This is a genomic window from Candidatus Sulfotelmatobacter sp. (genome assembly GCA_036500765.1).
In the GTDB taxonomy this organism is placed as follows: domain Bacteria; phylum Acidobacteriota; class Terriglobia; order Terriglobales; family Acidobacteriaceae; genus Sulfotelmatobacter.
On record DASYBM010000004.1, the window covers coordinates 2,015,205 to 2,036,580 of the forward strand.

At 58.1% G+C, this 21,376-nt stretch carries 19 protein-coding genes; 8 read left to right on the top strand and 11 right to left on the bottom strand.

Going from position 1 to position 21,376, the window contains the following annotated elements; all coding sequences use genetic code 11:
- Positions 1-23 precede the first annotated feature (23 nt).
- Positions 24-2,624, top strand: a complete 2,601-nt coding sequence (locus VGM18_11415) for an AsmA family protein (protein ID HEY3973606.1) — start codon at positions 24-26, stop codon at positions 2,622-2,624.
- 48 nt (positions 2,625-2,672) lie between these two features.
- On the opposite strand, the gene VGM18_11420 is transcribed toward VGM18_11415, so the two are convergent.
- Positions 2,673-4,370 carry a D-aminoacylase gene (locus VGM18_11420; GenBank protein ID HEY3973607.1) on the bottom strand — a complete coding sequence of 566 codons (1,698 nt, stop codon included), beginning with the start codon at positions 4,368-4,370 and terminating at the stop codon, positions 2,673-2,675.
- A gap of 307 nt (positions 4,371-4,677) precedes the next feature.
- Here VGM18_11420 and trpS point away from each other — a divergent pair, with 307 nt between their 5' ends.
- The 5 genes from trpS (at position 4,678) to hisC (ending at position 9,507) form a co-directional block, all read left to right on the top strand.
- Positions 4,678-5,736: a tryptophan--tRNA ligase gene (gene trpS, locus VGM18_11425; protein HEY3973608.1), complete on the top strand. Its 1,059-nt coding sequence runs from the start codon at positions 4,678-4,680 to the stop codon at positions 5,734-5,736.
- A gap of 136 nt (positions 5,737-5,872) precedes the next feature.
- Complete coding sequence (locus VGM18_11430) at positions 5,873-6,712, top strand: segregation/condensation protein A (GenBank protein HEY3973609.1); 840 nt, start codon at positions 5,873-5,875, stop codon at positions 6,710-6,712.
- Positions 6,713-6,799: 87 nt separating this feature from the next.
- Positions 6,800-7,483: an SMC-Scp complex subunit ScpB gene (gene scpB / locus VGM18_11435; GenBank protein ID HEY3973610.1), complete on the top strand. Its 684-nt coding sequence runs from the start codon at positions 6,800-6,802 to the stop codon at positions 7,481-7,483.
- A gap of 130 nt (positions 7,484-7,613) precedes the next feature.
- On the top strand, positions 7,614-8,363 hold the full coding sequence (locus VGM18_11440) for a pseudouridine synthase (GenBank protein HEY3973611.1): 750 nt from the start codon (positions 7,614-7,616) through the stop codon (positions 8,361-8,363).
- A gap of 67 nt (positions 8,364-8,430) precedes the next feature.
- The gene (gene hisC, locus VGM18_11445; protein HEY3973612.1) at positions 8,431-9,507 is read left to right on the top strand and encodes a histidinol-phosphate transaminase; all 1,077 of its coding nucleotides are present in this window, start codon (positions 8,431-8,433) and stop codon (positions 9,505-9,507) included.
- A 29-nt stretch (positions 9,508-9,536) separates the two neighbouring features.
- Here hisC and VGM18_11450 read toward each other — a convergent pair whose 3' ends face one another.
- From VGM18_11450 to VGM18_11465, 4 genes are all read right to left on the bottom strand, one after another.
- The gene (locus tag VGM18_11450) at positions 9,537-10,553 is read right to left on the bottom strand and encodes an ROK family protein (GenBank protein HEY3973613.1); all 1,017 of its coding nucleotides are present in this window, start codon (positions 10,551-10,553) and stop codon (positions 9,537-9,539) included.
- Between the two features lie 98 nt (positions 10,554-10,651).
- Positions 10,652-11,563 (bottom strand): bifunctional DNA-formamidopyrimidine glycosylase/DNA-(apurinic or apyrimidinic site) lyase, encoded by a 912-nt coding sequence (mutM, locus tag VGM18_11455; GenBank protein ID HEY3973614.1) that lies wholly within the window; start codon positions 11,561-11,563, stop codon positions 10,652-10,654.
- A gap of 122 nt (positions 11,564-11,685) precedes the next feature.
- Positions 11,686-11,934 (bottom strand): hypothetical protein, encoded by a 249-nt coding sequence (locus tag VGM18_11460; GenBank protein HEY3973615.1) that lies wholly within the window; start codon positions 11,932-11,934, stop codon positions 11,686-11,688.
- A 146-nt stretch (positions 11,935-12,080) separates the two neighbouring features.
- Positions 12,081-12,554, bottom strand: coding sequence for a hypothetical protein (locus VGM18_11465; protein HEY3973616.1), 474 nt, complete (start codon positions 12,552-12,554; stop codon positions 12,081-12,083).
- Between the two features lie 335 nt (positions 12,555-12,889).
- Here VGM18_11465 and VGM18_11470 point away from each other — a divergent pair, with 335 nt between their 5' ends.
- Positions 12,890-13,222, top strand: coding sequence for an energy transducer TonB (locus VGM18_11470; GenBank protein HEY3973617.1), 333 nt, complete (start codon positions 12,890-12,892; stop codon positions 13,220-13,222).
- Between the two features lie 36 nt (positions 13,223-13,258).
- Here VGM18_11470 and VGM18_11475 read toward each other — a convergent pair whose 3' ends face one another.
- From VGM18_11475 to VGM18_11495, 5 genes are all read right to left on the bottom strand, one after another.
- Complete coding sequence (locus VGM18_11475; protein ID HEY3973618.1) at positions 13,259-14,434, bottom strand: acyl-CoA dehydrogenase; 1,176 nt, start codon at positions 14,432-14,434, stop codon at positions 13,259-13,261.
- A gap of 78 nt (positions 14,435-14,512) precedes the next feature.
- Entirely contained in the window at positions 14,513-15,364 is an 852-nt protein-coding gene (locus VGM18_11480) for a tetratricopeptide repeat protein (protein ID HEY3973619.1), read from the bottom strand.
- 176 nt (positions 15,365-15,540) lie between these two features.
- Positions 15,541-17,172 (bottom strand): ATP-binding cassette domain-containing protein, encoded by a 1,632-nt coding sequence (locus tag VGM18_11485; GenBank protein ID HEY3973620.1) that lies wholly within the window; start codon positions 17,170-17,172, stop codon positions 15,541-15,543.
- 90 nt (positions 17,173-17,262) lie between these two features.
- Positions 17,263-17,679, bottom strand: coding sequence for a type II toxin-antitoxin system VapC family toxin (locus tag VGM18_11490; protein ID HEY3973621.1), 417 nt, complete (start codon positions 17,677-17,679; stop codon positions 17,263-17,265).
- Positions 17,676-17,930 carry a hypothetical protein gene (locus VGM18_11495; protein HEY3973622.1) on the bottom strand — a complete coding sequence of 85 codons (255 nt, stop codon included), beginning with the start codon at positions 17,928-17,930 and terminating at the stop codon, positions 17,676-17,678. The genes VGM18_11490 and VGM18_11495 overlap by 4 nt, the downstream gene beginning before the upstream one ends.
- A 182-nt stretch (positions 17,931-18,112) precedes the next feature.
- On the opposite strand from VGM18_11495, the gene VGM18_11500 reads away from it, so the two are divergent.
- Entirely contained in the window at positions 18,113-19,303 is a 1,191-nt protein-coding gene (locus tag VGM18_11500; GenBank protein ID HEY3973623.1) for a choice-of-anchor tandem repeat GloVer-containing protein, read from the top strand.
- A gap of 26 nt (positions 19,304-19,329) precedes the next feature.
- Here the strand turns inward: VGM18_11500 and VGM18_11505 are convergent, their stop codons facing one another.
- Positions 19,330-21,282 (bottom strand): family 20 glycosylhydrolase, encoded by a 1,953-nt coding sequence (locus tag VGM18_11505; GenBank protein HEY3973624.1) that lies wholly within the window; start codon positions 21,280-21,282, stop codon positions 19,330-19,332.
- Positions 21,283-21,376 lie beyond the last annotated feature (94 nt).

A 21,376-nucleotide genomic window follows, 5' to 3' on the forward strand; every position in this document is an offset into this window, starting at 1 on the left:
CTCGAAGGTCTGGTGAGGGTGCGGTGAAACTGTTCTCCTCCAAGCGACGATTGGCAGTTGCGGCAGCGATTGTGCTGGGGCTGTTCCTTCTGCGTCCCGGCGCCTCCCATCTGAAATCGAGAATCGTCTCCTCCATTAGTTCGGCTGTGGGCCGATCGGTGGACGTTGGCTCGGTGCATATGCGGTTGCTGCCGCGGCCAGGATTCGATCTGGAAAATCTGGTGGTGTACGACGCTCCAGCGTTTGGAGCCGAGCCGATGCTGCGGGCTGGCGGAGTGACGGCGTCTCTGCGCCTGTCGTCGCTGTTGCGCGGAAGACTGGAAATCGCGCGGCTGGAACTTACCGAACCAAGCTTGAACCTGGTACACACGCCGGGTGGGCGCTGGAATCTGGAGGCGCTGTTGGAACGCACCGCGCACAACCCTCTGGCTCCTACGGGAAAAGCGAAGTCCGAGCCCCGGCCGGGATTTCCATATATCGAAGCCACCTCGGCGCGGATCAATTTCAAGAGCGGCCCAGAGAAAAAACCTTACGCCCTTACCAACGCCGATTTTTCTCTATGGCAGGATTCCGAAAATAGCTGGGGCGTTCGATTGAAGGCGCAACCGTTCCGCACCGACTTGAACTTGAATGATACTGGACTTTTGCAAGTGAGCGGAACTTGGCAGCGGGCGGACACGCTGCGCGACACGCCGCTGCAATTCACGATTCAGTGGAGCCGCGCACAGTTAGGACAGTTCACGAAATTCTTCACCGGCAACGACCAGGGCTGGCGGGGTCAAGTTCTGCTGAATGTCGCGCTGGCTGGAACTCCGGCCGATTTGCAAATTGCGAGCAATGCCTCGATTCAGGATTTTCGACGGTACGACATCACCAGCGGCAATGCGCTCCGCTTGGCAGGACACTGCGACGCCGGATACAGCTCCGTCGATCATGCCTTTCATGGGCTGCTATGCAGCGCCCCGGTCGGCACCGGATTGATCACGCTGAAAGGAAATATGGGTCTGCTGGGCAGCCGTAATTATGAACTTGCGGTCATGGCGCAAAATGTCCCGGCGAGCGCAGCCGTAGCGCTGGCCCAGCGGGCGAAGAATAATCTTCCCGAGGATCTTGTCGCTTCCGGATCGGTAGGCGGAAGTCTGCGGATTGAGCAAAAACCGGCGGCGAATCTTCGACTGGAAGGTCATGGCGCGTTCAGCGACTTCCATCTGGCCTCCGTGGCTAATAAGACGGAGATCGGGCCGGAGACGGTGCCCTTCGTGATCTCCGTCGGGGACTCGTCGGCGAGCGTTGGATCTCGCCGTATCGCCTTTCGAAAAAATGCGACCGGAATGCGAATACCCGACGAACCATATGTTGAGTTTGGACCCTTTCCGGTCGCGATTGGAGGCGCAACTCCCGCTACAGCGCAAGGATGGATAAACCGCGGTGGTTACAATCTGACGATTGCAGGCGAAGCCGAGATTTCGAAGGCATTGCGTTTGGGTCGAATGTCCGGGCTGCCGGCGTTGCAATCGACGGCGGAAGGCACGGCGGAGGTTGACCTGCACATTGCCGGATCATGGGCTGAGCGCAGTCATGGTACAAATTCCGGGTTCACGGGACCGCAGGTAACAGGCTCGGCGAAGCTGCGCAATGCGCGCGTTGCCCTGCGCGGCGTGGGTGAGCCGATCGCGGTCGCAGCGGCCGATGTGCAGTTCTTGCACGATGTAGTTCGCGTCAGCAAGTTAAACGCGAAAGCCGGGGAGACCCGATGGACGGGATCGTTGGAGATGCCGCGTGGGTGCGGAACTCCCGAAGCCTGCGAAGTGCATTTCGCTTTGAGCGCAAACCAGATTGCTCTCGCCGAATTCGGCGAGTGGGTGAGCCCGAGCACGAAACAGCGACCGTGGTATCGAATTCTGGAATCGAGCGCGACAGCCGGGCCGTCGGAAACATCGTTTCTGACGATCGCGCGCGCCTCGGGGCAGATAACGGCAGACCGCCTCCTCCTCCAGGGTCTTCCGGCAACGCGCGTTTCGGCGAAGGTGCGACTTGCCAGCGGGAAGCTGCAAATCTCAGAGTTGAATGCAGATTTTCTGGGCGGCAAACATCGCGGGCATTGGCAGGCGGACTTCAAAGCGAAACCGATCGTTTGCAATGGAAGCGGGACTCTGACGGGCGCCTCTTTAGCGGAACTCGCCGGTGCCACGAAAAACGACTGGATCGCAGGGACGGTAAATGCGAGCTACGAAATGAACGGGCCTTGCACACCGGAGTTTTGGGGTACGGCCGAAGGCAGCCTTCAGTTTGATATGAAGGATGGGGCCTTGCCGGGCGGTTCCTGGGAGGCCAGCCCGAGAGAAACTGCGGAGACCCTTCGAGTCGCGGAGTTTGCCGGGCAGGCGCAATTGCACGCAGGAATGATCGAGATCAAGGATGGGAAGCTGGATTCTCCGGGCGGAAAGTTTCAGGTCAGCGGAACCGCATCGTTGAAAGGCGAGCTTGATTTGCGAATGGCGGGGACTCCGAATGCCGGGGCGGCCGCAGGATACACGATTACCGGGACGCTGGCCGAACCACGAGTGATTCGGCTGGCGGGGCCGGAAACGCAGGCGCGACTGAAACCGGATGCTGCGAAATAGTTCCCACGTGTGCAATCGCTGCGCTGAAGGCGGGGCCACTCCGAAATCTTAAGGCCCATATCCCAGGCCGCGCAGCACTTTGCCGGGAAGGGCTCCGCTCATCTTGCCTTGATCAATCACGGGCACGCCGTTGACCAGAACATATTCCATCCCCTCGGAAAGTTGATTGGGATTGTCGTAGGTTGCGCGATCGCGAACCGTTGCGGGATCGAAGATCACCACATCGGCCCACATACCAGCTTTGAGCACTCCGCGGTCGGTCAGGCGCATGCGCTGTGCAGGCAGCGCGGAAAATTTGCGGATGGCGTCTTCCAGGGTCAGGGCTTTCTCTTCTCGAACATATTTGGCCAGGATTCGCGGAAATGTTCCGTACGCGCGCGGATGCGGATGGGCTTGGCCGAGGATGCCTTCGGGCGAGGTGCCTCCGTTGTCATTGTCGATGGCGACCCAGGGTTGTTGCAGGGCGAGAGTCACATCGGCCTGCGACATGCCGAAGACAGCGACGCTGCTCGAGGGATCCTGGATCAGAAAATCGAAGAGCGCGTCGATCGGATCTTTATTCCACACCTTTGCAATCTCCGACAGGCGCTTGCCTTGGAGCGAAAGCAGTTGCGCATTTCCCACGTCGGTGATCAGAATTGCCTCCGGTCCGGGAATCTCTTCCCATTCGTTGTCCCAGGCGTCGGAGGGAGTGAGCATGTCCTGGCGAATGCGTTGGCGTGTGGCGGGATCTTTCAGGCGCTCCACCATTTTCGCGGTTCCGCCATCGTGCGCCCAGGGCGGGATGAAAGCAGAAAAATCGTTGTCCCAAGCGGTATAGGCGTAGGTGTCGGCGGAGACATCGGCGCCAGCCGCGCGTGCTGAATTTATTTTCGCCACAACTTCCGGCATGCGTCCCCAGTTTTTCTTGCCCGCGACTTTGAGGTGCCAGATCTCCACGGGAACGTGCGCTTCGCGGCCGATTCGCAGGGCTTCGTCGATCGCGGGAATGATTGCGTTGCTCTCGTCGCGCATGTGCGTGGAGTAGATGCCGCCGAACTTTCCCCCTTCGGTGGCAAGCGCGATCAGTTCCTCAGTTTTGGCGTAGGGCGCGGGGGCGTATTCAAGCGCAGTGGAGACGCCGACGGCGCCGTCTTTCATGGCGTCGCGCACCAGTGACCGCATCTCATCGAGTTGCGCCGGGGTGGGCTGTTTGTCGTCATCGCCGAGCACCATGCGACGCACTTGCGTTGCGCCGACATAACTTGCGAGGTTGATACCCATGCCCTGCTTTTCGAGGCGCGCGAAATATTGGCGGAACGTGCGCCAGTTGGGTGTGATCTTGTAGTGCTCGTAGCTTTCGCGGTCGGAGTGAATGATCGCGTCGTTGAGGGGAGCGATGGAATTGCCTTCGCCGGTAATTTCCGAAGTAATGCCCTGATAGATCTTCGAGGGTAGGCGCGGGTCGACCAGGATCGAGAGTTCGGACTGACCGAGCATATCGATGAAACCGGGCGCGACGACCTTGCCGGCGGCATCGATCGTGCGCTTGCGCGACGCCCCGGAAAGATTGCCGATGACGGCGATTTTGCCGTCTCGGATGCCGACGTCTCCCGAGTACCACGGCGAGCCGGTGCCGTCGATGATGTGGCCGTTGACGATGACGAGGTCGAAGGCGGGGGATTGCGCGGGCAGCGGGAAAGCGGCGAATAGAAAAATGAATGCTGACAATGAGAGTTGCAGTTTCCCTGAAATCGCGTTGGTCAAACCGTCCTCCTTGAATCGACCTATCGACGCGGCGGGCAGGGCGATCCAAATTCCCAAAGCCATCGTGCGCAGCGGCGCGAATTATAAAGCATTTGCAGGGAAACGGATTCCTGCTCTCGCCTTCCGGCTTCGTTTTTTATTGGCTCTGCGGACTGGCGATTTTCCCGAAGCCGAGCGCCGGAAACCTAAAACCGCTTGAACCCGCGTGATAGTATCGAAGTCAGCCCTGCATGAGACTTCAACAGTTGATCCGCTCGTACAGCCCTGCCGCGGCTGATCCGCTGGCGGCGCGGGGCCTCATCCATTAATGACTCCATCTTCAGCAAATCGCTCACAATCTCGTCAGCGCGTGCTCAGCGGGATGCGCTCGACCGGGAAGCTACACCTTGGCAATTACGTGGGTGCGCTGCAGAACTGGGTTCGCATGCAGGACGAGTACGACTGTTTTTTCATGGTGGCCGACTGGCATGCGCTCACCACCGATTACGCCGACACTTCGAAGGTGAAGGAAAATTCTCTCGAGGTCACGCTGGATTGGCTCGCGGCGGGGCTTGATCCCGAAAAGTCGGTCATCTTTATTCAGTCGCATGTGCCGGCGCATGCCGAGTTGCACTTGCTGTTTTCCATGATCACGCCGCTGGGCTGGCTGGAGCGCGTGCCGACATATAAAGAACAGCGCGAAAATATCAAGGACAAAGATCTGGGGACCTACGGATTTCTGGGATATCCCGTACTGCAATCGGCGGACATTCTGGTGTATAAGGCCGACTGTGTTCCGGTGGGCGAGGATCAGGTTGCGCATGTGGAGCTGACGCGGGAAATTGCGCGGAGGTTCAATGGGTTCTACGGCAAGTCTAGGGACGTTTTTCCCGAGCCCAAGGCGCTGCTGACCCCAGCCGCGAAGTTGCCGGGGACGGATGGGCGCAAGATGTCGAAGTCATACGGCAATGCAATTATGCTGACCGATCCGGAGCCGGTGGTGCGGCAGAAGTTGAAGACAATGGTGACCGACCCGGCGCGAGTGCGGCGGTCGGATCCGGGGAATCCAGATGTGTGTCCGGTGGGCGATCTGCATAAGATTTTCAGCAACCAAGAAACGATGGCAAGAGTAAATGACGGCTGCCGGTCGGCGGGAATTGGATGCATCGAGTGCAAAAGCTGGGCCGCCGACGCGCTGGTGACGCTTCTGAATCCGATGCAGGAGCGGCGCAGGAAATTTGAGGAGAATCCGCGGCTGGCATGGGATATTCTGGAGGCAGGCACGGAGCGGGCGCGCAAGGCGGCGGGCGAGACGATGGACGATGTGCGCGCGGCGATGGGGATGTCGCTGGAGTATGAAGGGCTGAACGTGGGGAAGAATCCGTAGCAGGCGCAGACAAAAGCAGGTTCCTCGCTTCGCTCGGACAAAGAATCTCGGGACGACAAAGCCGAGGAGTGTTGATAGTCAGAAAATGATGACGGAGAACTCTAAACTCGTTTCGGCGGATGAGCGGGGAAACTCCTTGCCTGGAATCGTCGCGGTCGCGTCCGCGGTTGCGCCATCCAAGATCGCGGCCAAGAGGGAAGAGAGCGATTCTCCTTTTGCCGTTGCCGTCACCGATGTTTACGAGGGACCGCTCGACCTGCTGCTCGACCTGATTCGTAAGCAGGACATCGACATCTACGACATTCCGATCGCGAAGATTACGGCGCAGTATCTGGCATACGTGGAGAAAATTCGCGAACTCGATGTGAACGTAGCGGCCGAATTTATATACATGGCGGCGGTGCTGATTCACATCAAGTCGAAGATGCTGCTGCCGCGCGATCCGGCTGCGACGCCGGAGGAGCAGGAAGATCCGCGGAGTGAATTAGTCAACCGACTGCTGGAGCATGAAAAATTCAAGTCGGCGGCGCAGATGCTCTTGCAAAAACAGCAGATCGAAGACGCGGTGCTGTCGAATCCTTCGCTGAAGGAATTCATGGATGCGGAAGGTACCGAGCCAGAAATTGAGGCGGACGTCATCGACCTGGTCAAGACGTTTCAACAGGTGCTGGAGCGGGTGCGCACGCGTCCCGTGCTGAATGTCGACGAGGAAACTGTCACGGTCGGGCAGATGATTGACTATCTGCGGCGGCGGCTTTCGCTGGAAGATCAGCCGATTCGGTTGAAGCAGTTGCTGATGCGGGTTCCATCGCGGCAGGCGCTGGTGTGCATGTTCCTGGCGCTGCTTGAGATGGTGCGGTTGCAGGCGATCCAGGTGCGGCAGGAAAAATTGTTCGGCGAAATCGCGGTGCGCAAGCACACGCACTTCGACGAGATCATGAAAGAGCAGTCGGCGGTGCGAGACGACTGGCGATAAAAGTAGTGGTCGGTGATTAGAGGTCAGTGGCCGGCCAGCTCGATTTGTTACTAGTCACCGATCGCTAGACACCGATCACTAACCACTATGCCCTTAAAAGCTCAACTCGAAGCCATTATTTATGCGGCGGAGACGCCGATCACGCTGGAGCAGATCACCCAACTCGTGAAAGAGACTGTGATTGCACAGGGAGCGGGGGACGAGGCTGAAATTAAGTCGCGGGTGCGCTCCAGCCTCGAAGAGTTGGTCGGGCAATTTGACTCGCCCGATCACGGCATCGAGATTCGGCAGGTTGCGGGCGGCTATCGCATGTCGACCAAGCCGGAGCAGCATGAAGTGGTGCGGGCGTTCGCAAAGAGCCTGAAGCCGCCCATCCGGCTGTCGCTGCCGGCGCTGGAAACGCTCGCCGTGATTGCCTACAAGCAGCCGGTGACGGTGCCGGAGATTAACGATGTTCGCGGCGTCGACTCGGGTGGAGTGATTGGGACGCTGCTGGATCGCAAGCTGATTACGACGGCGGGGCGCAAGCAGGTGATCGGGCGCCCGATTCTTTATAAAACGACCAAAGAGTTTTTGATGCGTTTTGGATTGAAAGATATAAGCGAGTTGCCCAGCATGGAGGAGTTCGAGAAGTTGGTGGCGGAGTCGTTTCATGCGGAGTTGATTCCGGCGGAGGCTGAGTTGGCAGAATCTGCCGTGCGCGGAAAGAACGATCAGTCATCCGAGGCAGAGTCGTCGGAGAGCGTGCAGGAAGCCGAGAACGCGGGGTAGGCGCTTGTGTCGTCCCTCCGGGACTTGTTCCTCATTTTGTGCTTACCCAGCGCTGAAGCGCTGGGCTAGATTGTTTTCGCCTCTCCGTGGCGGTTGACTTCACGCTCCGCACGGGATTGGAATTTTAATTATGCCGCTGGAGCGCCTGCAAAAAATTATCGCTGCTGCCGGAGTCGCGTCGCGGCGCACGGCCGAGAAGTTAATCTCGGCGGGGCAGGTGCAGGTGAACGGGACGGTGGTCACCGAACTGGGCACGAAAGCCGATCCGGAAACCGATCACGTGCGCGTAAACGGAAAGCTGCTTCACGGGGCCCAGCGCCACACGTATCTTCTGCTGAACAAACCCAAGGGATACGTGACCACGATGAGCGATCCGGAAAAGCGGCCCACCGTGATGGATTTGATTCGTGGTGTGAAGGGGCGCGTCTATCCGATCGGTCGTCTCGACTACGCGAGCGAAGGCTTGCTCCTTCTGACCAACGACGGTGAACTCGCGCACACCCTGATGAAAGCGGCTTCGCATGTGGCCAAGACTTACGTCGTGAAAGTCGCAGGCACGCCGAAGGCGGAGGCGATCGAGAAGTTGCGAGCCGGAGTATCGATCGCAACCGATGACGGAAAACGCGTGAAGACGGGACCGGCTTTAGTGCGCGTGGTGAAAGAGGCGGCGAACCCGTGGTATGAGATCACGCTGGTCGAGGGTCGGAACCGCCAGATTCGGCGCATGTTTGAGACGGTTGGGCATCACGTCGAAAAGATCAAACGCGTTCGCTACGGACCGCTCACGCTCGATGTTCCTCCCGGCAAGTTTCGTTCGCTCACGCTGAGAGAGATCGAGAAATTAAAGTCCGCCAGCAATACGAAGCCAATAATCAAGTAAACCCGTGAAGTGACCCATTGCGAGCATGAGCCGATTTTTTGATCTGGTTTCGAGACCGGCGCGCGAGATGGATGGATTCCATTCAACGCCGCGAGCCAAGCGATCTGCCGCTGAACTTCAGCCGCGCCTTATCAAACTTGATTCCAACGAAAACCCCTTTGGTCCATCGCCGCGAGCGATAGAGGCGATGCAATCTGCTCTGGTGTCGGCGCACGCCTACCCGGACGATGATTGCACTGAGTTGCGCCGCAAACTAGCCGGGCATCACGACGTGTCGATCGAACAAGTGCTGGTGACGGCGGGTTCGACCGCATTGCTCGGCCTGCTCTGCCAGACGATGTTGGCGCCTGGACGGAATGCGGTGACGAGCGAACGATCATTCATCGTTTATGCGATGGCGGTGCACGCCACTGGAGCGCAGTTGATTGAAACTCCAATGCGCGAGGATAGGTTCGACCTCGACGCGATTCTGGGAGCGATCAACGAAGACACGCGCATCGTATTCCTGGCGAATCCAAACAATCCAACTGGGACCATGGTCGACGCCGATGCGGTCGACAAGTTTATTGCGGAAGTTCCTGGTCACGTCGTGGTGGTGCTCGACGAGGCGTACTTCGAATTTGCAACGCACTTCGCCGCGCGCCGCAAAGTGCAGTATTCCCGGTCGCTGAATTACCTGCGGCAGGGCGCGAGCGTAATTGTGCTGCGCACATTTTCGAAGGCGCACGGCCTCGCAGGCTTGCGCGTGGGATACGGACTGGGTCCGGCAGAGCTGCTGGCATATTGCGCGCGCATGCGCGACACATTCTCGGTCTCCTCGGTGGCGCAGGCCGCAGCCGTGGCGGCGCTCGACGATTTGAATCATATCGACCGGGTCGTCTCGAATAACGCGTCTCAGGCACAGATACTAGGCGTGGGAATGTCAGAGCTGGGATTTCGCGTAGTGCCGACCTCTGCGAATTTTCTTTATTGCGACTTGGGAGAAGAGGCTGCCGGCTTCGTAGGCCGGCTGAGAGATGAAGGGGTCAGCGTACGCCCGTTGGGAGCGTGGAGCGCTCCAAATTGCATCCGGGTTAGCATTGGAACGCCGGAACAGAATGAGATGTTTCTGCGGGCGGCGCGGAAGATCAGGGGCGTCGGGTAGTGAGCCCAGCCAAGCGTCCCGCTGCCAAGTCACGACGCGGGAACTCTGGCGGCGCCGTACAAGCCGGCGTCGCTGCCTAGCAGGGCACGGGTGATGATCGTTTTCTTCCGGGTGTAGGCGGCAATCTGCGCTGACGCGCCTTGCTTTTTTCCTGTTAGATCTTCGGGAGCGGTGGCGGCGTAAACCAACGAGCGGTCGCGCAGCTCGGCAAACATCTTTGGCGCGAATGCGTCCCATGCATCGACCACGCCGCCCCCAATCACAAACATATCGAGATTCAAGACGTTGATGAGACCTGCCAGAACTATTCCTAATACTTCTCCAAAACGGTGGAAGATGCGCTGTGCATCTTCGTTGCCCTGGATTGCGAGACTATAGATGGACCGCGCGTTGAACTCCGGGTCGGAACTGGCGGCCTGCGCGAGGGCGGGCGCCTGGCCGGAGTCGATGGCCTCGCGCGCCATGCGCACGACCGCGGTTGCGGAAGCGTAGCGTTCGGCGCAGCCGTGATTGCCGCAGCCGCAGGGCTCGCCGTTCGGTTCGACGGTAACGTGTCCGAATTCGCCGGCCATGCCATTCATGCCGTAGAAAATTTTACCGTTCAGAATGATGGCTCCACCGATACCGGTCCCCAAGGTGATCATCGCCATGTTGTCGACGTCGCGCCCCGCTCCCATCCATTTTTCACCGAGGGCCGCCATCTTGGCATCGTTGTCGAGGAAGACGCGCGCGCCCAGGCGGCGTTCGATTTCATCGCGCACAGGATAGTCGGACCAGCCGGGAAGATTCGCCGACATGCGCATCATTCCGGTTTCCATGTCGATGATTCCGGGGACGCCAATGCCCGCGCCCACGAACCGGCCACTGTCATGATATTGCGCAATAAGACGGAGAATCGCATCGCACATTTCTCCAATGACGTGGTCGCGTCCGAGGGCGACTTTGACGCCGAGAGTAATCTTTTCGAGCAGATGGCCCTCGGTGCTGACGGCGGCGATGCGGAGGTTGGTGCCGCCTAGATCGACTCCAATGGAAAAGTCGGGCATGGGAATGAGAGTACCAGAATTGTTGATTTTTGATTGCCGATTGAAAGCCGGCTGTACTGGGACGTTTAATCCGCAATCGGTAAATCGTCAGTCAACAATTATTTCTGGCATTGCGGGCAGTAGTGGCTGCTGCGTCCGGCGATAACGACTCGCTTGATCCGGGCCTTGCAGATGAGGCACGGCTCGCCCTCGCGGGCGTAGACGCGATGCCGGAGCTGGAAGAATCCTTCTTCGCCGTCGGGGTCGACGTAGTCGGAGATCGACGAGCCGCCCAGAGCGATTGCTTCGTTAAGCACTTCTTTCACCGCGAGCAAAAGTTTCGCCATTTGCTCACGCGTGATCGTCGACACGCGGCGGCGGGGACGAAGACCGGCGCGGAATAAAGATTCGTCGGCATAAATGTTGCCGACCCCGCGCAGAAGACTCTGGTTGAGCAAGGCGCTCTTGATGGGAGTCTTGCGGCCCCGGAACAACCTGAGGAAGCGGTCCAGATCGGCCTCAAGCGGTTCGATGCCGGTGGCGTCGAAATCTCCAGCCGGGGCCACGCTCAGGCGACCGAAACGACGCGGATCTACAAACCGCAGTTCCCTTCCAGAAGATAATTTGAGAATGGCGTGGGTGTGCTTCGCCACTTCCGCTTCGGGCTCACAAACGCGCAGGCTGCCCGTCATGCCGAGATGCACGATCCATTGGGCTTGAGTGCGGATAGCGCCCCCACCCGCTTCTAAGGTTGACGATGCTGGCGTCCCTCTCGGTTTTTGCCACGATTTCTGGCTTTTAGCGGACGAAAGCGCCCGCTCCACACCATCTCGTTCCAGATCGAACACGATGTGCTTACCCATGCGGCGGATTGCGGTGATGCGGCTGCGCTCCAAGGTCGCGGCGATTACCGGCGCAGGGGATTTCAGCGGCTCTGTCTTCTGACCGAGCCATACCGATTCGACACTATCTCCTGTCACGCGCTTGGCCAGACCGCGAGCAATGGTTTCGACTTCAGGTAGTTCAGGCATGGTTGAATCTATTGTCGCATCGAACCTCCGCGCGGGCGCAGGGCGCGCAGAAAAAGAAGCTTCCTCGCCCCAAGAACAAGGCGCCCGGAATGACAAAAATGAACTGGGGCTGATCGGCCTTATTAGTCTTTCAGTGGGACGACCGCGCTGCCGTCGCGGCAGAAGGTGGCGACTCGCTGCAACTCACCGTTGGCACGCGGCAGCGTCATCACGGGGCCGTAACAGTAGACGGCGTGCCCGGAGGCGGCAAAGTACCAGCGCCCGCCTTTGGAATGTTTGGTGATCTGAGTAATGGGCTGCGGCATGGGTTTTTGCGGCGACAAGGGGACCGCCGGCAGACTGAACAACAAGGCTAGGGTCAGGACCTTCATCGGTTTCCGACTTTCTACTTACGAATGCTCGCTCACAGAACGAAAGTGCGGCAATGTTCAGGTGCTAAGAAACTTTTTGCAATCGTGCTTTCAAATCTCCAACTGAAATTCGCTAAATTTACGCATCGCTAATACGATCGCGAAGTTTATATCGTGATTAAAGTGCGGACATCGTCAATCAGATCTGGTTCCGGTTTCGAAGGCATCTTGAAATCGGGCTTCTGCTTGGCTGATTGGTTTTGGGCGCGTTGTTGTCGCGATCCCTGGGAAGACGGGGCCGGACTGGCTGATGTCTGGGTCGACGGGGCTGGTTTGGGCTGAGCCTGGGAAGGCGGGGTTTGGGTATCTGCGGCCTGGGTCTGGGCCGAGAGCGATTGAGCACGATCCTGTAAGTTCTTTTTTGCGGCAGACAATTCAGTGCTGTCGCGGAAGAGTTCGCGAATCAGGGCGCGCTGCGATTCGATGGTTCGTCCTTGCTCCACGATCAGCATGGTCATCAGGCCGTAGGAGATCAGAAACAGCACGGTCAACAGCGGTAACCAGCCACGCTTGTTAGCAACAGCGGGAGCGTCGGTTGCAGGCACGGCGGGTAAGGCGTCAATAGCGAATAAAGTCGTCAAATGGCACTCCGGTCTTTGCCGCAAAATTGTCGGCACATCGGGAATTGCACCCCGAGAGCCAATGGGAGGGATCCTTTTAACCACCTGATAAGACGCTAGTTATCATGCCAGCACACGCCATGAAAGACAGAAGGATGTGCAACTGAATGCACAATATGAGAAACCCACATTGGTGCCACCCCCAGGCAAGGAGTCAGTCTTGTTTTCATTCAAGCTTGGCCGATGCGCAAGCCGTCTTACGGTCGACCGCCGTTACCCCAGTCACTTTTGTGGAAGGCGGCAATCTCTTAAGATTCTCACAGAAGTCGAATACTACTTTTCTCAGGGACCCAATCATGCGGACGCGGTACGTTTCGATACTATTTCTCCTCCTTTCTACTGGTTTTGGAACAGCCATCGCCCAGAACGCACAACTTTCAGCGGAACTGCGGCGGATAGTACGGAAAGTAAACCCCTCCTATCCTGATATTGCGAAGAGAATGAACCTCGCGGGAACCGTAAAAGTGTTGGCCATCGTGGCGGCGGATGGAACTGTAAAGTCGGTCCAACCCATGGGCGGCAGCCCGGTTCTCATTCAGGCAGCACAAGATGCGGTCTACAAATGGAAATTTGCCCCCGCCAACTCTGAAACCAAAGAACCCCTCGAACTTCGTTTCGACCCGCAGTAGGATCGCCGGCCCCGAGAGCACGATTTGCTTGGAAGTTTATTTGCCCAGCACCAGTTTGGCGATGGTGGCCAGTTGCATGTTCGACGTTCCTTCGTAAATCTTGCCGATCTTGGCGTCGCGCCAGTATTTTTCGACGGGATAGTCTTTGGTAAATCCGTAGCCGCCGTAAATTTCGATAGCCAGCGAAGTCACGCGCTCGGCAACTTGTGAGGCGAACAACTTGGTCATGGCTGCCTCTTTTACGAAATTGACTCCGGCGTCTTTCATGCGGGCGCAGTTGTAAACCATGAGACGCGCGGCCTCGATCTCGGTGGCCATTTGGGCAATCTGAAACTGGATGCCCTGAAATTCAGAGATCGATTTGCCGAACTGCTTGCGCTCCACGGCATACTTGCAGGCGAATTCCCAGGCCCCGCGGGCCAACCCGATCATCTGCGCTCCAATGCCGATGCGGCCTTCGTTCAGCGTTTCAATCGCGATCTTGTAACCTTTGCCGGGCTCGCCGAGCACGTTTTGTTTGGGTACGCGGCAGTCTTCCAGAATCAGTTCGCAGGTAGATGACGCGCGGATGCCGAGCTTGTCCTCCTTTTTTCCTACAGTGAACCCGGGGAAATCTTTCTCGATCAGAAATGCCGTGATGCCTTTATATCCTGCGGCGGGATCGATGCTGGCGAACAGGACGAATAACCCGGCTTCTTTGCCGTTGGTGATCCAGAGCTTACGGCCGTTCAGCACATACTCGGCGCCTTGGAGCACAGCCCGGGTCTGTAAGGCGAAAGCGTCGGAGCCGGAGCCTGCTTCGCTCAAAGCATAGGCGCCTACGGTTTCTGTAGCCATTTTCGGCAGAAACCGCTTCTTCTGTTCTTCGTTGCCCCAGCGCAGCAGCGCGTTGTTCACCAGAGTGTTCTGCACGTCGACGATGACGCCGGAGGAAGCATCCACGCGTGAAAGTTCTTCCACGGCAAGGATCGCCTCGAAAAACTTAGCGCCGCCTCCGCCGAATTGTTCGGGAATTTCGATGCCCATCAGGCCTAGCTGGAAAAAATCGTGGATGAGATCCTTCTCGAAGACGCCCTTCTCATCCATCTCCTTCACCAGAGGACGAATCTTCTCGTCGGCGAACTGGCGGATGTTGTCGCGGAAGAGAATTTCATCTTCGGTGAGAGTGGTTAGCGGAGGGGGAACAGAGGCTTGCAGTGTGGTCTCGGGCATGGGGGCACCTTCGAAAACTAAGATGGCAAACCAGCAATTTTAGCACCGGAAGACGGGGATGTTTTGTGAGCCGTACCTTTAGCGGGGACGGGAATGAATCAGCTTCAGTGCATCCGCTTGCAGGATGCGCTTGATCTGGCTGCGCGCGTGCACTGACCAGGGCCCTGAAGTATCGAGCTTGACGTAGGCCTGCCAGTGCTTGAGCGCCTTGCGTGGCTCGCGAACCTTCTCATAGGCCAGCGCCAGATTGTAGTGCGCGTCGGCATAAGTAGGAGCAAGTTGCAGAGCAGTCTTATAAGTCTGGATCGCTTCCTGCACGCGGCCAGTTTCGTCGAGCACGTTTCCGAGGTCGAAGTAAGCCAGGGCGTAGCGCGCATCGGCTTCGATAGCCCGACGGTAGTGGCGTTCGGCAAGCGCGAATTCCTGGCGATTGTAGTACAGCGTGCCCAGGTTGATATGCGCGGCCGCATGCGCCGGTTGAATTTCGAGCACCTGATGGTATGCGGCAATGGCCTCAGGCTGCGTATTGAGATTCTCTTCGAGGGCAATGCCCCGCGCAAACCACGCGGCTACTTCGCTCTCGCGCGGAGTGGGCTCAGACCGCGGCACCGGCGTGCTGGTCACGACCTTCTCGCGCTCGGAAAAGTCCATCAGGAACTGGCCTGCGATTGGCTCCAGCAATCTGCCTTGGTGGCGGAAGGCCACGCGATGCTTACTCGTCGACGATGCTCCCGCTTCGAGCAGCGGCTTCTCCACCCCCGCAGCCTGCTTGCGCATGGCATCCAGCGACTGGCGAATCACCGCCGGGCGCACGCTCATGGCGCACAGGTCGCGCACCTTTTTAATTTCCAGGAGATCGGAAAAAGAATAAGCTTCCGCGGACGTTATCAGGCCATTCCGCTCCCAGTTGGCCAACTGGCGCGGGGTCACGTGAAGAATCCTCAGTAAATCAGTTCGACTGTACACGGCAGCACACAACCAGACCTACAAATAAATGTTCGCGAACATTATCTGCAACTTTGGGGTGAGAACGCAACAGCTAACGGTGCAAAAACCTGTGGAGAACCTGGTTAATTTACATGCCGCGGACGTGGTGCAAATACGCACTACACAGCTACAGCCGCCTGGTAATCCTCGTAAGTGCCCTTGAAGTCGGTGATTTTGTGGTCGCTCTCGAAGTGCCAGATGCGGGTCGCCACTTCGTCGATCAGGTCGTGATCGTGGGTCACAAGAAAAACGGTCCCCTGATAGCGCTGCAAAGAGATGTTCAGCGCATTGATGGATTCGAGGTCCAGGTGATTGGTCGGTTCGTCGAGCACGAGGACGTTCGGTTTCTGGAGCATGAGTTTGCAAAAGAGCAGGCGCGCAGCTTCTCCACCGGAGAGAACGCTAGTAGATTTTGTAGCTTCCTCGCGCTGGAACAGCATTTGCCCTAGGATTCCACGTAGTTCTTCGGTGACGGCCGCGCCGTCCCACTGATGCAGCCATTCGATCGCGGTCGTGCCGCCTTCGATCAGGCTGCGGTGATCTTGCGCGAAGTAGCCGATCGACGCTTCGTGTCCCCAGATCACCTTGCCGGAGTCGACAAAGGGTCCATCGTAACCGCTGGTCTTGCGGAGCTCGGCGTCCGGCGTGGTAGGAGAATTCGCCAGCAGCGCATTCAACAGCGTGGTCTTCCCTGCTCCGTTGCGTCCCATGAGCGCGATGCGTTCGCCGCGGATGATGCTGGCAGTAAAGTCGCGGATCACGGAATTGTCGCCATAAGCCTTGCCGAGATGCTCGATTTCGAGGATGTGCTTCCCCGAAGGGCGTTTCTGTTCGAACTTGATGAAGGGACGTGCGATGTTGGACCTGGCGAGTTCAGTGACCTGAAGGCGCTCGACTTCCTTACGCCGCGACTGCACCTGACTGGAGCGTGTGCCGGCAGCGAAGCGCGCGATAAATTCATTCAACTGCGAGATTTTCTTTTCCCGCTGCGCGTTCTGCGATTCGATCTGCGAGCGCACCTGCGTCTTGGCCACGACCATGTCGTCGTAGGTGCCGGTGTAGGTGATGATGGTTTCGTAATCGATGTCGGCGATGTGAGTGCAGATGCTGTTCAAAAAGTGGCGATCGTGCGAGATGGCGATCACAACGCCGTCGTAGACGTTGAGAAATCCTTGCAGCCAGTGAATCGAGTCGAGATCAAGATGGTTCGTAGGTTCGTCAAGCAGCAGCGCCTGGGGATGGCCGAAGAGAGCTTGCGCCAGCAGCACACGAACTTTCTGTCCGCCCTGGAGTTCTGCCATTTTGCGGGTGTGCAGTTCATCGGGAATGTCGAGGCCTTGGAGCAAAATAGCGGCGTCGCTCTCGGCGGTGTAGCCGTCTTCTTCGCCGACAATGCCTTCAAGTTCTCCGAGCTTCATGCCGTCGGCGTCGGTCATTTCCGGCTTCTCGTAGATGGCGTCGCGCTCCTGCATGGCAGCCCACAGGCGCTTATTGCCCATAATGACGGTGTCGATCGCGGAATAGGCGTCGAAGGCGAATTGATCCTGGCTCAACACGCCCACCTTGCGCGGACGGACGACCGTGCCTTTTTGCGGCTCAAGTTCTCCGCTGAGCAGTTTCATGAACGTAGATTTGCCCGCGCCGTTGGGCCCGGTCAGGCCATAGCGTTTGCCCGGCGTGAACGCCGTAGAGACTTCATCGAACAGTATTTTGGCGCCGTAGCGCATCGACACATTGCTGACTGAAAGCATGGTTTCGTTGTAACTTCTTCAGGACCTGCGAGGAATTCCGCCAAGACGGTGCGCAGCTGGAGTTAATAGAATATCACGGCAGGCTACATTTTATGCCGTCCAAGGATTGATGATCGTGGTAGCAATGTCACTAAAGTGCGCTGTGTTACGGGTCGCCAAACTCGCATGATGGGCGAGCGCAATACCCGCAATCATAGTGTCGCGCAGCTCTACCACGGTTCCCTTTTTCTGCCGATAGGCGTTGAGTTGGGCAGCTTGCCTGGCTGCTTCTTCGTCAAAAAAAGAAATTCGGTGGTCGATTTCGCCTAGCAGCCGTTCGAACGCCTCAGACAGAGCTGATCTCCTCTTTCCGGCCGGCATGACTAGTAGGCCGGATTGGATCTCGAAGATCGTGACTGATGTGGTCCAGATTGAGAACTCCGGCTGTTTGTCAAGCCATTCCGACACCTTTGGGTCGGGGACGTCATACATGAGAGCTGAAACGACATTTGTATCGAGAACAATCATGCTTCGTCGTCAAAACTAACGGGTTTGACCGGATATCCGCGCAATTCTGGAATCTCGAAGTCGAGCCCTTTGCCTTTGAATATTGCCGCGATTCGTGTTCCCAGTCCAGCGGCGGGCGCTTTCGGCGTGTTCACCGCGCTACGGAGAATATCCCGCACTTCTTCTTCCATGCTGCGGCCATTGCGCCGCGCGCGGCGTTGCAGGCGGGTTTTCACACGATCTTCAAGGTTTCGGACTACAAGCTGTGCCATGGCTGAGCGCCTCCCGCCAAATGATATCATGATATCATTTTCGCGCCTTGCGGTCAATGTGTCCCCTTCGAATTCATGCTAAAGTTCTAACCCGCTACCGATAACGTAGCCTGTTCAATCGGAGCTGCATTCTTGGAGGGAACATGGGAAGCCGGCCTTTCATGCGATTTGTGAGGAACATATTGGCAATTGTTAGCGCGACCGCGTGCCTGGTGACTGCTGCCTGGGCCGCCAGCACGACGAAATTAATCTACAGCTTCGCTGGCAATGCTGACGGCGAGTACACCGACACGGAATTGGTGGCCGACAGCGCCGGCAACTTGTACGGCACATCAGTTCAGGGCGGAACCTTCGGTGGTGGCACCATCTTCCAGGTCACGCCGGCTGGCGTGCACACGGTGCTTTACAACTTCACCGGAGGCACCGACGGCGGAGAGCCCTACAAGGGCGTCACACTCGATGCGCAAGGAAATCTCTATGGCACGGCCGTAACTGGCGGCGGCGGATCGTGCGAGGGCGGCTGCGGCGTAGTTTTCAAACTGATGAATTCTGGCGGAACCTGGACGCAAAGTGTAGTTCATACCTTCCTCGGTAGCGACGGCTCGGGTCCAGGCAGTCCGGTGGCGATCGATACGCACGGAAATATCTACGGCACGACTCCTACGGGTGGTGTCAATGGTATGGGTGTGGTCTACGAGTTAAAGCAGAACGGGACTGGCGGGTGGGCGTTCGGAGTAATCCACACCTTCACCGGCGGAAACGACGGTGGAGGAGGATCCGCGAGCCCGCTGCTGATTGACGCCGCTGGAAATCTCTTTGGCGTCTGCACCGTCGGAGGCGCGAACGGCTTCGGCACGGTCTACGAGATGTCGCTGACGCAGGGGAAATGGCGGCTCACAACTCTTTACGCCTTCAAAGATCAGCCCGACGGCGCGTTGCCTTACGGCGGCGTAATCTCCGACAAGGCAGGAAATCTCTACGGCACTACTTATTACGCCGGGGTTTATGACGTGGGCACGGTCTACAAGTTGACGCGCACCAACGGAACCTGGACCGAAACCGTGCTTTACAGCTTCAAAGGGGGGCAGGACGGCTCCAGTCCCATCAGCAGCCTGGTCGCCGATGCCGCAGGAAATCTTTACGGCACCACCAGCGATGGCGGTGCAGCGGCTTGCAGTTGCGGAGTGATTTTCAAGATGACGCGCGGCACGACAGGCAAGTGGACCGAGTCCGTGGCGTACCGATTCCCAGGGACTCCGCAGCCGGGATTCGCATACAACGGAATGGTTCTGGATTCGGCCGGGCATTTTTACGGCGCGACGGTTCACGGTGGCAGCGGCAATGATGGCGCCATTTACGAATTCACGCCATAGTTTTGCGGAGAACCCGTTCGGCGATCTCAGTTGTGCTGGGCTGCGCTGGCTTCTATTAACTCCTGCACTGGCGCAGCTACCATCAGCAGCAGGTCGGCGCTGCGGGTCTTTGCCTGATCGAGCATTGCGGTTTGCTGCGCCTTCCACGAATCGGGTGCAGGCTGCGCTTTGTCGAGATAGTCGAGCGCCTGCAGACCTGCTGCGCCCACGGCAGACAGATTCTGCGACAGCGCCTTATCTTCCTGTAGAAGATAGGTTTGGTCGAGCAGCGGATTCAGTCGGGCGTCGTTATTCCGCCAGATCGTGAGCCACATGCGGATCTGAGTTTCGGTGCCCTGATCTTTATAACCGCTCCGGATGAAAGTCTGCACCAGGTCGCCGAAATGCCGCGCCACGTCGCTCTCGGGATAGACCGCGTCGATCATCCGAGTCAGCGGGGCGTGGAAGTCTATGGGACCCTTCGCGTCATCCCAGCGGTTGTAATCTTTGACGGGCTCGATGACGTCGGCGAGATTGCGCAGCGCGGTAATGTCTGCGGTGCCGGCCATGCGATGCAACATGCGCAGGCGCGCGGAGCGGTGAGTCAAGCCGAGAAATTCGAGGTCGAGACTCACGGCATTCATCCTCTCATACATGGAGGGAACGTCGGTGACGTTCTGCGGAGACCACAGGCGCTCGGCGATGACGGCATTGCGCGGCCAAATGTGCGAGTCGATATTTTCCGGAGTGACCCATTCGGCCCACTGGCAGGACTCACCGCCGAGGATGAGTTTCTGCTCTTCGGGCGTCAGAGTGGCTGCGGCGTCACTCATGGGATCGACTGCATAGTGCCGCGCCGCGGGCCACATCAGGTCGAGGTAGTAACCGAACGACAGTAGTCCGGTATAGCCTTGTTTCGCCGCGGCCGCGAGCGATGCTTGACCCCGCCAGGACTGCACGACGATGGTCTTCGGCAAATCGGGATGCAGAATCTCATCCCAGCCCACCATGATTTTGTGATTCTTCGCCACGATCTTCTGTAGGCGCTGATTGAAATACGCCTGCAGGTCCTGATTATTTTTCATGCCGTGAGACTTGATGAACGCCTGAATTTTCGGATTGGCGTCCCACTGCTTGCCGTCGACTTCATCGCCGCCAATGTGGAAATAGGCGTCGGGAAATAGCTTGGCCATTTCGGCAATGAATTTCCCCAAAAACTTGTAGGTCGATTCCTCAGTGGGATTCATGATCGGATCGAGACCGTCGCCAGCAAGCGCGTAGGGGCCGGGACCGCTGGCCAGTTCGGGATACCCGACATACCAGGAATGCGTGTGGCCAGGCATGTCGAACTCAGGAATCACGCGAATGCCGCGATCGTGCGCGTAGGCGATGAACTCCCGAATCTCTTCCTGGGTATAGAACAGGCCGTCGGAGCCCATGCCGGTGAGTTTGGGAAACTTCTTGCTCTCGATGCGGAAGCCTTGATCGTCGGAAAGATGCCAGTGCAGAACGTTCATCTTCACAGCGGCCATGCCGTCGAGGTTGCGCTTGAGCACATCGAGGGGAATAAAGTGGCGGCTGACGTCGATCAGCGTTCCGCGCCACGGAAAGCGTGGCTGATCTTTGATGGTGACGACGGGAGCGGCGAATCCGGTAGGCGTGATTTGGACAAGCTGCAGAAACGTTTGCAGGCCGCGCAGAATGCCGAGCGTGGTCGGCGCGGTGAGCTTCGCGCCGGATTCGGCGACGGTCAGTTCGTAGGATTCATCTTCGCCAAGCTTCTGCACAGCCTCGCGGCCGTGGTCGGCATGGATTTGCAGCGTCGGAGCAACGCCGGGCTTGGGGTAGAACGGGATTCCGGTTTGCCGCGAAAGCTGCGTTGTGAAACGCTGCACCTCGCTGTCGAGCGCCGCGTCATGAGTTCCGGTGACGGCAACGGAGAACGACTGCGTGATTGGCAGCTGGCCGGCGCCAAGCTGCACGCTTGCGGGCATGGGCATCAGAGGGAGTTGGGGTTGGGCAGCGGCGAAAGAAACTGCCAGGAGGACGGAAATAATAACGGATGAAATTCGCATAGGCCTCGTGAACTCTGGC

Excerpts from the sequence above, each read along its gene's own strand:
- mutM (HEY3973614.1), bottom strand. The coding sequence starts at position 11,563 with ATGCCTGAACTACCTGAAGTCGAAACCATTGCTCGCGGTCTGGCCAAG.
- VGM18_11475 (HEY3973618.1), bottom strand. The coding sequence starts at position 14,434 with ATGCCCGAGACCACACTGCAAGCCTCTGTTCCCCCTCCGCTAACCACT.
- VGM18_11470 (HEY3973617.1), top strand. The coding sequence starts at position 12,890 with ATGCGGACGCGGTACGTTTCGATACTATTTCTCCTCCTTTCTACTGGT.
- VGM18_11450 (HEY3973613.1), bottom strand. The coding sequence starts at position 10,553 with ATGCCCGACTTTTCCATTGGAGTCGATCTAGGCGGCACCAACCTCCGC.
- VGM18_11490 (HEY3973621.1), bottom strand. The coding sequence starts at position 17,679 with ATGATTGTTCTCGATACAAATGTCGTTTCAGCTCTCATGTATGACGTC.
- VGM18_11505 (HEY3973624.1), bottom strand. The coding sequence starts at position 21,282 with ATGCCCATGCCCGCAAGCGTGCAGCTTGGCGCCGGCCAGCTGCCAATC.
- scpB (HEY3973610.1), top strand. The coding sequence starts at position 6,800 with ATGCCCTTAAAAGCTCAACTCGAAGCCATTATTTATGCGGCGGAGACG.
- trpS (HEY3973608.1), top strand. The coding sequence starts at position 4,678 with ATGACTCCATCTTCAGCAAATCGCTCACAATCTCGTCAGCGCGTGCTC.
- VGM18_11495 (HEY3973622.1), bottom strand. The coding sequence starts at position 17,930 with ATGGCACAGCTTGTAGTCCGAAACCTTGAAGATCGTGTGAAAACCCGC.
- VGM18_11485 (HEY3973620.1), bottom strand. The coding sequence starts at position 17,172 with ATGCTTTCAGTCAGCAATGTGTCGATGCGCTACGGCGCCAAAATACTG.
- hisC (HEY3973612.1), top strand. The coding sequence starts at position 8,431 with ATGGATGGATTCCATTCAACGCCGCGAGCCAAGCGATCTGCCGCTGAA.
- VGM18_11440 (HEY3973611.1), top strand. The coding sequence starts at position 7,614 with ATGCCGCTGGAGCGCCTGCAAAAAATTATCGCTGCTGCCGGAGTCGCG.
- VGM18_11460 (HEY3973615.1), bottom strand. The coding sequence starts at position 11,934 with ATGAAGGTCCTGACCCTAGCCTTGTTGTTCAGTCTGCCGGCGGTCCCC.